Consider the following 13,127-nt stretch of genomic DNA (forward strand, 5'->3'; position numbering starts at 1 on the left):
TTGTATGAATACACTTTTGATTAAAATCATAATGATGCCCTTAGTCATTGGAGGGGTAACGATTGCCAGTAAGAAATGGGGAAATTTGGTAGGAGGGATGATTGCCAGTATGCCTTGGATTGCAGGGCCAATCATGCTGTTTTTTACACTCGAACAAGGCGTTGATTTTGCGGTAAATAGCGTAAAAGGCATTATGATGGGCGTTGTTGGTGTATTAGCTTTTTGTTTCGCTTATATTTATTCAGCACTTAAATCGAAGTGGTATGTGAGCTTATTGCTGGCATATTTGGCATTTGTAGGTACGACGGTTTTACTTAAAATGTTTGAAAATTTCATTGGCTTAGATGGCTGGTTTATATTTGCCGTGGTTTTAAGTTTGCTTGGTTTAATAGTATTCCCGAAGTTAGATGCGAAGACAAACACAGGCCAAAACCTCAAATACGACATTTATTTCCGAATGGTTATTATTACGGTCTTTGTGGCGTTAATAACCTATTTGGCAAAAATTTTGGGACCAACTTGGAGCGGAATACTTACGCCGTTTCCTATTATAACTGCGATTTTGGCTGCATTTACACATTACACACAAGGAGCGTATGGAACTTCGATTATTCTTCGAGGGATGTTAACAGGGTTTATTGGTTTTGCTACTTTTTTGTATTTACAAGCAAGACTATTACCTCATTTTCCGATAGCCACAGCATTTGCAATCGGTTTTGTTGCTAATCTTATACTTAACTTAGTAATGCGGGCTTTGGTGAAGAGATTTGTATAGAAATTCAAATTCTCTACAAAGCTTATTTTCCGTTGTAGAATTTGAATATTTGTAATAAATCAACTCGGTCTTTTACTGATAAATCATTTTGTTTGATAAATGCTTCAACCTCAGCTTTTTTATCCGACATCAGTTCCAATATTTCTTTTTTATTGGTGCTAAGTTTCAAAACTTCGTTTCCTTGAGTGATAAACAACTGCTTATCTTTCGTTATTTTGATGTCTTTGCTACCAGTATTAAAAGCCTCTACGTAGTCGGGTTTTTGGATATTTACTTTTGTGTATTCAAGTAATTTTATTTTGCCATCAACCAGTAATTCAAAAAAGCTTGGTTTTGTTTTATCGTAATTATCAACAAACTCAAGTGTACTTACGTAGTTTTTAGGTAGTTGATTGTTTTTTTGTAATGTAAAACTCTTGATAAGTGTTCCCGAAATAACTTTTACGCCTTCGGGCGTATTAAATTCTACATCATTTCCATACAAAATAATTCTAATCTGAACATCAGTAAGCGAATCGAGCTTAACAGTCCCTTTGGGAGTTGAGATAGTCTTGGGGTAAAATCTGACGGTAGCAAGCGACCAGTCTTGGTCGAGATAGTAAGAACCCAGCACTTCAGTTGTGCGAGTATCAAAACCATAAAGCATGGTTGAGTTGTGTTGCCCAACCTTTAATCCTCCTACATTAAGTGCATCTTTAGTATTTTGCATCATACTATTTTGTGCCAAAACCGTAGTTCCGATTAGGCACAAAAAAATGCTCGTCAGCTTTTTCATAGAGTTAGGGATATAAAATTTGTGGCAGATAGCCAACAGTTTTTACATATAATAGATTCTAAATTATCTAACGCAAACTCACGGCTGTTTAGTAAAAATAGGTGTTACTAAATTACTAAGTTTACTATCAATAATAATATTGTAAGAAAGATAAGCAAGACCGTCTGACGAAATTCTGAACGATAATTTTCGCTATTATTTTTGAGACTTCTGAGTGAAAGAAGTTCAAAAAACAGACAACCTCCGCCCAAAACTCCAAGTGCAATTGACTTAAATGTTGGCGAAGGCATTTGTGCAGGAGCAATGATAAGTCCTAAAAATAATACAACGATTATCCACTTAAAATTTTGACTTGATAAGAATGTCATGATTTTATTATTTTTTGTTTTCTACTTCCGAATTATCTTCACTTATATCTTTCGATGGCTCTTCGGTTAATCTAAATTGCTGGTCTTCGGCTACAATCTCTGTAATTTCTTCGTTGATTTCATTATTCAGATTTTCTTCTGCTTCTAAAGTTTCTTCGAGTGTTTCGCTTGAAACTTCTTCATTACTTAAAATTTCGTTATTAACATTTTCTTCTTCAATTACTGAAGCCTTTTGAGCGTGGTCGAATTCAAAGAATTTTTGTTGGAAAATCAAGATACTCACAACTCCGCAGAAAATACAAGCATCGGCAAAGTTGAAAATTGGTGTAGTGTTGAAATCTCCACCGATGAATGGAATCCAGTCGGGGTATTGTCCGTCAAGGCCATAAGCATAAAACATATCAATAACTTGCCCATGAAACCACGGCGTAGAAGCTCCGATTGGAGCATTTCCAAGCCAGACACCGTAAAAAGTACTATCAATTACGTTACCGATTGCCCCACCCAAAACTGCGGCTATCGACCAAAGCAAGCCCGAATGTGCATTTCTTTGTGCCAAATGTACCAAATACCAGCAGATTCCAACCATTGCACCCAAGCGGAAGGTTGTCAGGATTAGTTTTCCGTACTCGCCACCAAGTTCCATACCAAAGGCCATTCCTTTATTTTCTACATAGTGCAGTTTGAAAAAATCAGGAATAAGGTCAATCTCGCCATAATGATTTGGTAAAACATCATAATACATCCAAAGTTTGATTGCTTGGTCAACCAGAATCAATATTAGTGTCAAGAATAAATACTTGTAGGGAGATTTTCCTTTTAAAGCAATGTCAGACATGCGTGAAATTTTATTTACTAAAAATAATTTAAACTATGAGACAACAAAAATAGACTAAACTCTCGAATACTCTATCAATTTTGTTGAATTTACTCTCTAAGAAGCTTTATTCATTCTTCTTTCTCGCTCTTTTTTTACTAACAAAAACTCTCGGCTGCTTTGTCCCGCAATTGAAGAGTTTTCTTCAGCACGACGGAATAAATACGGCATAACGGCCTCAACTGGCCCATAAGGTACATATTTCGCTACATTATAGCCAGCATTTGCCAAATTGTAAGAAATATTATCGCTCATTCCCAAAAGTTGTGCAAACCAAATTCGAGCATCATTTTTGGCAATCCCATTTTCTTCCATCAGTTTCACGCAAAGCAAACAACTATCTTCGTTATGAGTGCCGAGGCAGATAGAAAGTACGTCAATATTATCAATGGCGTAATGCACGGCTTTATTAAAATCAACGTCGGTATCCTCTTTAGTAATATGAATCGGGCTTTTATATTCCATTTCGGCAGCACGACGGCGTTCTTTTTCTATATATGCCCCACGCACGAGTTTTCCTCCAACTGTATAGCCTTCGGCACGTCCTTTGTCACAAGCTTTGATTAGGTTATCAAGACTTTCCCAACGATATAATTGATACGTATTATAGACAATCGTTTTGCCACCTACGTTATATTTTTTCATCATTTCGTAGCAAACATTATCAATCACATCTTGAATCCAAGTTTCTTCTGCATCCAAAAAAATCTTTACGTTGAGTTCGGCAGCCAATTTGCAGAGTCTATCAACTCGATTATGTACTCTTTCAAAAGCAGCTTTATCTTCTGCGGTTAATTCTTCTTCGTGTTCTTGTACTTTTTCAAGAAGTTCGACCGAACCAATTCCTGATACTTTAAACACCGAAAATGGTATATCAGTGGTCTGTTGAGATGCTTTTTTGATGGTTTTTACTAATTCTTCGGTAGTTTTATCAAAATCCTTTTCGTTGTCTTCTCCTTCCACCGAGTAGTCGAGAATCGTACCGATTTTGCCCTTTGCCAAATTTTCTATTGTTTTCTGGCAAGTTTCTATGCTTTCTCCACCACAAAATTGGCTAAATAAAGTATTTTTAATAAGAAATTTTACAGGTAAACCTAATTTAAGTATTAATTTTATAAAAAAAGTTCCTATCTTTACGAGCCAATTTTGATTCATCATCGCAAAAATTAAATATGTTTTGCGAAGTTTACTGTCTGACTGATGAGCAAAGGCCACCGAAGTATCCTCAAAACTCAAGTTATGATTCTGCGTAGCAGTTTTCATGTTTGTCGATTTTAATTTTTTAAAATAAATAGTTTTGTCGATGAGTTGTATTATTTCAAGAAAAAATATTAAATAGAAATAGTTTTTGTTTGAAATCTGGTGCAAATATATTACATTTAAGGTGTATTTTTTTTGATTTTTTTATAAAAGCGAGTTATCTCGCTCCTTTAATTAACTAATGAAAGCAAATTTAGACGTACTTCCTCTTAGCAGTTGGATTGATACCGCAGGGAAGCCATTGATTATCGCTGGGCCGTGTAGTGCCGAGACCGAAGAACAAGTTTCGGAAACCGTATCTCGCATCGCCAAAGAAGGCTATGCACATGTGATACGTGCGGGTGTTTGGAAACCTCGTACTCGTCCAGGTAGTTTTGAAGGCATGGGAGAAGCTGCTTTGCCGTGGTTGGTTGAAGCAAAAAAACAAACAGGTTTACCAATTGCAATCGAAGTAGCTACACCTCAACATATTGAGTTGGCATTGAAATATGGCATCGACATCCTTTGGATTGGTGCAAGAACAACCGTAAACCCTTTTAACGTACAGGATTTAGCTGATGCTTTGAAAGGTGTTGATGTACCAGTATTAATCAAAAACCCAGTAAACCCAGATTTAGCTCTGTGGGTGGGTGCTTTTGAGCGTATCGCTGGAGCAGGTATCAAGAAAATGGCGGCTATTCACCGTGGTTTCTCTAATGCCCAAGAAACAAAATTCCGTAACTCTCCAATGTGGCAAATGGCGGTTGAGTTAAAAACACTTTTCCCTCAATTACCAATCATCGGCGACCCAAGCCACATGGCCGGAAAACGTGCATATTTGTATGAATTGGCTCAACGTGCATTAGACCTAAACTATGATGGTTTAATCATCGAATCGCACCGTAATCCAGACGAAGCATGGTCTGATGCCTCTCAACAATTGACTCCAGAAGCTTTGGGCGAAATGTTGAAATCATTGGAAATCCGTAAGGCTTCTTATGGTGTAGAATTCCAAAACGAATTAGACCAATTACGTCAGAAAATTGATAATATCGACCGTGAATTACTCGAAGTTTTAGCAGCTCGTATGTCAGTTGTTGAGAAATTGGGAGAATATAAGCGTGAAAATAACGTGGCTGTTTTGCAACTTGACCGTTGGAAAGAATTGCACAACAACCGTGCTGATTTAGGTAAAAAATTAAACCTTTACCCTGAATTGGTTGAAGAAATGTTCAAATTGATTCACATGGAATCTATCCGTAAGCAAACAGAGGTGATGAACCAACAACCTGCTTAATCATAGGATTTGTATAAAACTAAACGTGCCATACTTTTGAAGTGTGGCACGTTTTTTATTTGGGCTTAATGAAAGTATTTCCACATTTTCATTTTGAAGAATAATTGTTTGGTTTGCTTACTCATAGCGTCCATATTTATTTCTCGATTAAAACATATAGAAGTTTGCGAAGCCAACAGATAATAGCAATCTCTTTTCTTGGGTAAATATTGAGAAATCAGTGGCTTATTTTGAATAATCAGTAAATTATCTCTGAAAATGGGTTTAGTTTTATTGAAATTAACTGATTTAATGAATGATGGATGCGAACGATAAATATCTATTTGGGCAAAAGAAAATGTTGAAAATAAAAGCAGCCCGAAAATCAAGAGTAGTTTTTTCATGAGTCTATTATAAGCTGGTTGTTTGTATAATAACGTAGATTTATTACTTAAATTTTCTTTCACAGCACTTCGATTTCAATATAATTTCTCTTTCTATTTTATGAGGTATCTGATAATTTTTTGATATTTGTGATACTTGAAAATTTCATCTATTCACAATATACTTTATGCTAAAAGTTTTCTCCACGCTCGTTCTTCTTTTTATTACCTCAATCACATTTTCACAAGAAAGTAAAGTTCCACTTTGTGGTACGCCAGATAGCCAAATTCTTGACGCAAAAGTTTTAGAACGGATGCGAAATGCAGGCAAAAATCCTAACCTAAGAATGGCAGATTTACCAATGTTAGAGTGTTTGGTGGCGGTTGCGGTGGAGTATGATATTTATCTTAATTACAATAAAAATCAAGATTTAATAAAAGGGAAAGTTTATGAATATTTTGAGAAAGTTTCGAAAGTGTATGAAGATGAAATGGAAATTAAACTTACTGTTAATCATATTGAGATTATTACAACAAATAGAAGTGACACACTGCAAAGAGGCAAAAAAAAATTAGGTTATCATATTGCACATTTATTCAAACTCTATGATGCCGTGCCAAATTTTGCTGCTGGCATTGCTTTTATTTCGAAAACCTCTGATGGTCAATATGACCTTTATTGTATTTCTGGAAATTTTAATGTAAAACAACAAGTGTTAAAAACAATGGCACATGAAATTGGACATTGTTTTGATTCTCCCCATACACATAATTGTAATTGGCCTAATGGCCCTATAGATATTTGCTATAGTGCCGAAGGCGGATGCCTAAATGATGGTGTCATGAATGTTATAGGTTCAATTATGAGCTATTGTCAAAATAATGTTATGAGTTTCCACCCTTTTTGTAGAGAAGTAATAAGAAATAGAGCTGATGAAATTCTACCATTTATAATTACATCACCGAATAAACCAATTATTGAATCACTTGAACAAAAAAGTGTATCTACGCAACCCTATTTAGCTTGGAAATTCAATCTTAAAACCATTAAATATCAACTGCAAGTAAGTGACAATCAAACATTTATAAAGCCAATTATTGATTCAACTCTCTATTCAAATTTCTTCCAAGCATATAGTTTAGAAAATAATAAATCTTATTATTGGCGAGTCAAAAGCATTAATCAGAAAGGCACAAGCGATTGGTCAGAAACGGCAAAGATAACCTGTGATGGATTACAAACTGCATTAATACCAATAATAAAAGGTGCTTTTTTAGATAAAGAAAATATTGATAATGTCAGTTTAGAAGTTTATCCAGTTATTGGAGCATCTACATATGAATTTCGGCTCACCGACTATTACAATTATTCACAATATGGTTTTGATAGGACACGATTAAATAATACTGTTACATTTAGAGTCAATTCTCCTAAATTTACCTTTAACGAGCTTCAAAGAAACGATTTTTATAATCCGTTATTTTATTGGCAAGCAAGAATCATTAAAGATGGGAATGAAGGGGAGTGGACATCCATTCAAACCTTTAATAAAATCAGTCCTATTTCACATATTTTTCCTAAACAATCGTCAAAACAAGGTACTTCATTTCCAATAATTTGGCAGTTTGGTTCGGCAAATGTCAACAGAGAATATACGTTAGAAGTAGCAGAAGATGAAGATTTTAAAAGAATTCATACACAAAGAACACGAGTATTGAATAAGATGGGAGAATCAGGTGACATCCTATCTGGTTTGGGTTATGAAATAATTGAAAACTTGAAAACCAATACTGTTTACTATTATAGATACAAAGAAAAAGATGGAGTAAATAGCTGGGTTGTGTCTTACTTTAAAACAGGAAGTTCAAATTCAAAATGGAAATTTATTAATCCTGTAAATCAACCATTTGTTGGTGAAACACAATATTTTACACAAAATAATGATTCATCAAAAGTCCTTTTTATCAATAAAACAGGAATTTATCAGACAGATGGAATAAATTGGGAAAAAGTACTTAATCCATTAACAACGAAGGGATTGATAAACCCAGACTATTTTACTAAGATTAAAACAGATTTACAAAACAATATTTATTTCAATCAGCCAAAGGTGGGTTTTGTAGAATATGATGGAAACAATTTATTCCCTTTAAGTAGTAGTCTTCCCTTTAGTCGCAAAACAGCCTTTGATTTCGTTATTGATAAAAACAAAGTAATTTATATTACTGTAGCAACTGATTCATCATATTTTAACATTTACAAATATTCACAAGGGCAATGGAGCAGATTACCAAATATTAGTAAAATACAAAATTTGGGACCCGTATTATATATTGATAAGAACAATAACTTGTGGGCAACAATTGCTGATGAAGGTATTTTCAAATTTAACGGAAAATCATGGGAAAATATAATCTCAAATACTAAAAGCTATATTTATGGGTCATTTACCTTTGATTCAAAAGGAAATATTTGGTGGGTTGATATAAAAAACAATTATTATAATATCAATAGAAGAGCTCCTGATAATTCACTTAAATCATATTTAGCTTTGCCTTCTAACGGAGATTTACCTTTAGCTAATTATAAAAATTTAATTTCAGATAGAAAAGGAAATATGTGGTTACTGGCTGATATCAATCAAAAAGTAGTTCTTTTTAAACTTCAAGATGAAAAATGGGTAAGAGTTGATGTGGAAAATGACCTTCCTTTGCCACTACGATTTTTGAGTGATTATTCAGGCATGACAGTAGATAAGCAGAATCGTCTTTGGATTTTCACTAATTCATTTGGGGCTTATATCTACGATGATTCTGGCCAAGTCAAATCACAAACAATCAATGCTGAAAAAATCCTTAATCAAAGAAATACAACTAAACCTTTCAAAATAATTGCGAATGCAAGTTCAAACTTACCATTAAGCTATAAACTTGTATCAGGTCCAGCTAAAATTAAGAAAGATAGTATCACTTTAACTGGTGAAGTAGGTAAAGTAACGCTACAAATCTCTCAACCTGGAAATGAAATCTACGAACCAGCTAAAAATGTTGAACTTTCGTTTGAAGTGACTGCTAAAGCAACACAAACTATATCATTTGCCAAAATCGAGCAAAAAACGTTAGCTGAAAAATCGTTTACTCTAACTGCTACAACTACTTCAGGTTTACCAATTACCTATCAAATTGTTTCAGGTCCAGCAATAGTTAGTAGCAATGTAGTTACACTAACAGGTACAGGAAAAGTTACAATAAAAGCCAAACAAGAGGGTAATGCTGAGTTTTTGGCTGCTAATGAGGTAATGCAAGAGTTTTGTGTGATTCCTGCCAAGCCTATAATTTCGGCGGATGCTTCCAATAATTGGATTTTAGAAGTAAATGCTGATAAAAACCTACAATGGTACTTTAATGGAACAAAAGTAGAAAATGGAACAAAAAGTACGCTTTTAGTGACTCAAAACGGACAATACAAGGTTGAAGTCTTTAATTCAGATGCTACATGTGCGTCAAATACTTCTGATACTTTCCAATTGCTTATTCTTGCAAACGAAGATGATAAGAGTCAAACAATTAAAGTTTTTCCTAATCCAGCTGATGACTGGGTGACAGTTGATTCAGAAAACTCCCTAAAAATTAACTCAGTTAAGCTATATGATTTAAAAGGAAGTTTGCTTTATACGAATGAAAAATCTGAATTACCTCATAAAATAAAAATACATAGTTCTTGGCAAGGCAACGTATTACTCGAAATCAAAACAAATGATAAAACCTATCTCAAAAAGTTAGTTTTAAATTAATAAAAGTGTGTATTGACGCTTTTTTAGCGAATTAAGAATTGATAATTGTAGCATAATTCTCAATTCTCAATTCTTAATTCCTAATTCTTCCCTATCTTTGCAAAAAAAACATTATAGAAGTGAGTAAATACGCAACCACCGAAATCACGAGTGCCGAAATTCCATCGGATAATCCTGTTCATCAACGTTTATATTTTCCGTATGTAGAGGCGGCAAAAATTATTCATGGAAATGTTTTAGAATTAGGCTGTGGCTGGGGAAGAGGCGTTGAAACCCTAATCAAAAAATGTGACCATTATACAGGTCTTGACAAGAATCAACCACTGATTGACCAACTTCAAGCGGCTTATCCAAAGCATACTTTTAGTACGGCCGACTTACCGCATCTTTCTGCATTCAAAGATAATACCTTCGATTATGTAGTAACGTTTCAGGTTATCGAACACATTCAAGACGACCATAAGTTTTTGGCCGAAATTGCACGTGTTTTGAAGCCAAACGGACGAGTATTACTCACCACAGTCAATCGTCCATATTCATTAAGCCGAAACCCTTGGCACGTACGTGAATATGATACGCAAGAATTACGTTCATTGATGCAAAAATATTTCTCTAAAGTAGAAACAATGGGAGTGGGTGGAAATAAAAAAGTGTGGGATTACTACGAAGAAAACAAACAATCGGTGAATAAAATCATGCGTTTTGATATTTTTGATTTACAACACCGCTTGCCAGCTTGGATGCTTCGAGCACCTTACGAATTTTTGAATCGCTTCAATAGAAACAAACTAATGGCCGAAACAGGCAGTTTGGCTGCTTCGATTGATGTAACCGATTTCCATGTGTCAAACGAGCCAGAAAAATGTATTGATTTCTTTTTTGTGGCTACCAAGTAGAGCAATTTTCTAAATTGCTTTGTGGGTCGAAAAAACAATTTAGAAAATTGTGTTACGATTTAGAAAACCTTGCACCTTTACCTCCACATACCTTTTTGCCGTCGGGCGTGTCATTACTGTGATTTTCATTTCAGTACAAATCTCTCGTTGAAAACAACGGTCGTAGAAGCCATTTGTCGAGAAATAGATTTACAGGCTAATTACTTGAAAAACAAGCGATTAGAGACTATCTACTTTGGTGGCGGTACTCCTTCGTTGTTGAATATGAACGAATTGTATGATATTTTTGAGACAATCAAGAAACATTATACGTTTGCCGACGAAATTGAGATAACCATGGAAGCCAACCCCGACGACATCACTCGTGACCGTTTGGCAATTCTTCAAAGATTTGGTTTTAATCGCCTAAGCATTGGCATTCAGTCCTTCGATGATAATCATCTAAAGTACCTTAACAGGATTCATACTTCGCAGCATGCCGAAGATTGTGTGCGACTGGCTCAAGAAATGGGATTTGAGAATCTCACTATTGATTTGATTTATGGCATTCATCCATTACTGACGCTTCCTAAAAAACTGCAAAAAACTCAGTCAGAGTTTACGCTCGGAATTCATCAGATTTGGCAACGAGATTTAGAAAAGGCAATCATGTTGAATGTGCCTCATATTTCGTCGTATTGCCTAACAATCGAACCCAAAACCGTTTTTGGTAAATGGTTGCAAATTAATAAGATACCGCCAATTGATGAAGAATTTGCTTCGCAACAATTCGATATTTTAGTCAATACATTGGCTGAAAGCGGTTATGAACAGTACGAAATCTCGAACTTTTGTAGAGATAATCGCTATTCTCGACACAACACTTCTTATTGGAAACGCCATGAATATCTGGGAGTTGGGCCTTCGGCTCATTCTTTCAATGGTGAATCTCGCCAGTTTAATGTATCGAATAATCCTGCATATATCAAAGCTCTGACGCTCGGTCAAGTTCCTGCCGATTATGAAATTTTAACTCCCGAAGAAAAAGTAAACGATTATATCATGACTGGCCTACGCACAAAATGGGGTTGTGATTTGACAGAGATAGAAAAAATGGTGGGGCAAAAATGGCTGAAATCCAACGAAGAAGTACTACGACAAAATCTTTCTCAAAACTTTCTGAAACTTGATAATCAGTTGCTTACACTTACGCAAAAAGGTAAATTATTTGCCGATAGGATTGCGAGTGATTTGTTTTTGGTGTAATACTTATAATTTATTTTCTCTCCAAGTTTTTAAAGCGGTCAACCAAGCTGTCATATAAAATACCAATCGTAGCCAATTTAACCGTATCCACATTAAAACTATTGAGGTAGTTGTCTCTGCACTTAGCTTTAACTTTGCACTATCCATGATTTTACCAGTAGTAGGGGCAAAATAAAATAAAGTGGTTACAAAACAAATAATCAAGAGTGTAGAAATTAGTAGAAAAAAACGCTGTTGTATTTTATTTGTTTTGAATGATAGAATTAACAAACCAATCGCTGAAATAAGAATAAATGGAGATGTGAATTTCCAAAATCTAAATCCGGGATTAATAGCAAATTCGGGATATTGGGTACGTAGTAAACTAAATTTCCATACTGATTCTGGTGGAGAATGAAGAATAAGAGGTTGTATAACCCGGATTTCGTATAGACCTCCACCCACTTCAATACCACCAACTATAATAAAAAGCAATAGTAAGACCTGTTCAAGTCTGTAATACTTTTTCATATTTCAAAAGGTTTTGAGTTTTTGTCTGTTAGATGTGAAAAAGTGGGTGAGTGTTACAGATTAAAATAAAAATTTTCTAAACCTATGATTAACAATGATTATTTTATGGGATATTCATAAAAAAAGCCACCTCGAAAGATGGCTTTTCTTAAATATCTTGATTAAATACTACTGCTTTTCAGCAAATGGAATTATCAATTTTTCGCCACGAGCGGCGTAGTTTTTAGTCTTTTTGTTGGCTTGCATGATGAGTGTTTGAGAAACACCATACTTATTGCTCACTACTCTAATAATATCACCAGGACCAACTGTATGAACGGCTTTGATACGAACTTTAAGTTTAGTAACTCCAACCTTAATGCCGCTTTCATCAACACCTGGGTTCATTGCTTTCAGTGTTTCTTTCTTAATATTATAGCGATTAGCAATACCAAAGAAAGTTTCACCTTCGCCAACTGTATGTGTATATGTTTCGCCGCCTGCTGGAATTTCAACTTTAGGCTTTTCTTCCTTCGATTTTTCCTCTTTTGGTTTCTCTTCTTTAGGTTTTTCTTCTTTTACGGCTGTTGCTTCATTTTTATCGCCAACTTTTGGTACCGAAACCTCTGGTAAACCATTGGTGGCCGCAGGAGTTGTACTCGAAGTTTCAGCAGCTGGAGCTTCTTCTTCTGGTTGATTACTCATCGCTTTTGCCACAGTGTCGGCAGGAACTGCGGTTAGGTCATCACTACCCGAAGTATCATCTGACATATACTTCCAGCCAATGTAAAGCAAAGCACAAATAATACCCACAAGTACTAACAAAACTGCCATTGGCAGATTGCGGGCAGGCTCTTTGGGACGTTCATTACGTTGTTCTCGATTTTCTCGGTCTTCGAACTGCATGGGAAAAGGTGTTTTAATTTATAAATAGGAAAACAAGTTCTTTAATAAATGTACAATTGAAAATGAGTAATTATAAATTGCAAAGTAGCTAAAATTCCCTGTAA

General features: G+C 35.0%; 12 protein-coding genes. 5 read left to right on the forward strand and 7 right to left on the reverse strand.

The genetic code is table 11. The features are described 5' to 3' along the window. Nucleotides 1-34: 34 nt before the first annotated feature. Nucleotides 35-775 carry a hypothetical protein gene (locus IEX65_RS19120; protein WP_188768295.1) on the forward strand — a complete coding sequence of 247 codons (741 nt, stop codon included), beginning with the start codon at nt 35-37 and terminating at the stop codon, nt 773-775. Between the two features lie 22 nt (nt 776-797). On the opposite strand, the gene IEX65_RS19125 is transcribed toward IEX65_RS19120, so the two are convergent. From IEX65_RS19125 to IEX65_RS19140, 4 genes are all read right to left on the reverse strand, one after another. Then, entirely contained in the window at nt 798-1,550 is a 753-nt protein-coding gene (locus IEX65_RS19125; RefSeq protein WP_188768297.1) for a hypothetical protein, read from the reverse strand. Nucleotides 1,551-1,657: 107 nt separating this feature from the next. Next, nucleotides 1,658-1,918 carry a hypothetical protein gene (locus IEX65_RS19130; RefSeq protein WP_188768300.1) on the reverse strand — a complete coding sequence of 87 codons (261 nt, stop codon included), beginning with the start codon at nt 1,916-1,918 and terminating at the stop codon, nt 1,658-1,660. Between the two features lie 7 nt (nt 1,919-1,925). Next, entirely contained in the window at nt 1,926-2,756 is an 831-nt protein-coding gene (locus IEX65_RS19135) for a lipoprotein signal peptidase (protein WP_188768302.1), read from the reverse strand. A 96-nt stretch (nt 2,757-2,852) separates the two neighbouring features. Next, nucleotides 2,853-4,058 carry a proline dehydrogenase family protein gene (locus tag IEX65_RS19140; RefSeq protein ID WP_188768303.1) on the reverse strand — a complete coding sequence of 402 codons (1,206 nt, stop codon included), beginning with the start codon at nt 4,056-4,058 and terminating at the stop codon, nt 2,853-2,855. Nucleotides 4,059-4,236: 178 nt separating this feature from the next. Between IEX65_RS19140 and IEX65_RS19145 the strand changes: the two genes are divergently transcribed. Beyond that, the gene (locus tag IEX65_RS19145) at nt 4,237-5,331 is read left to right on the forward strand and encodes a chorismate mutase (protein WP_064198472.1); all 1,095 of its coding nucleotides are present in this window, start codon (nt 4,237-4,239) and stop codon (nt 5,329-5,331) included. Nucleotides 5,332-5,396: 65 nt separating this feature from the next. Here IEX65_RS19145 and IEX65_RS19150 read toward each other — a convergent pair whose 3' ends face one another. Beyond that, a complete protein-coding gene (locus IEX65_RS19150; protein ID WP_188768304.1) occupies nt 5,397-5,714 on the reverse strand; it encodes a hypothetical protein in 318 nt (105 codons plus the stop codon). Between the two features lie 167 nt (nt 5,715-5,881). Between IEX65_RS19150 and IEX65_RS19155 the strand changes: the two genes are divergently transcribed. The 3 genes from IEX65_RS19155 (at nt 5,882) to hemW (ending at nt 11,628) form a co-directional block, all read left to right on the forward strand. After that, on the forward strand, nt 5,882-9,487 hold the full coding sequence (locus tag IEX65_RS19155) for a zinc-dependent metalloprotease (protein ID WP_188768305.1): 3,606 nt from the start codon (nt 5,882-5,884) through the stop codon (nt 9,485-9,487). A gap of 119 nt (nt 9,488-9,606) precedes the next feature. Then, nucleotides 9,607-10,383: a class I SAM-dependent methyltransferase gene (locus IEX65_RS19160; RefSeq protein ID WP_188768306.1), complete on the forward strand. Its 777-nt coding sequence runs from the start codon at nt 9,607-9,609 to the stop codon at nt 10,381-10,383. A 69-nt stretch (nt 10,384-10,452) separates the two neighbouring features. Continuing rightward, nucleotides 10,453-11,628 carry a radical SAM family heme chaperone HemW gene (gene hemW / locus IEX65_RS19165; RefSeq protein WP_188768311.1) on the forward strand — a complete coding sequence of 392 codons (1,176 nt, stop codon included), beginning with the start codon at nt 10,453-10,455 and terminating at the stop codon, nt 11,626-11,628. Between the two features lie 3 nt (nt 11,629-11,631). On the opposite strand, the gene IEX65_RS19170 is transcribed toward hemW, so the two are convergent. Together IEX65_RS19170 and IEX65_RS19175 are read right to left on the reverse strand one after the other, a co-directional pair. Beyond that, a complete protein-coding gene (locus IEX65_RS19170; protein WP_188768320.1) occupies nt 11,632-12,138 on the reverse strand; it encodes a DUF1772 domain-containing protein in 507 nt (168 codons plus the stop codon). A 168-nt stretch (nt 12,139-12,306) separates the two neighbouring features. After that, complete coding sequence (locus IEX65_RS19175; protein ID WP_188768328.1) at nt 12,307-13,023, reverse strand: LysM peptidoglycan-binding domain-containing protein; 717 nt, start codon at nt 13,021-13,023, stop codon at nt 12,307-12,309. Nucleotides 13,024-13,127 lie beyond the last annotated feature (104 nt).

The sequence above is a fragment of the Emticicia aquatilis genome, from assembly GCF_014644295.1.
Lineage (GTDB): Bacteria > Bacteroidota > Bacteroidia > Cytophagales > Spirosomataceae > Emticicia > Emticicia aquatilis.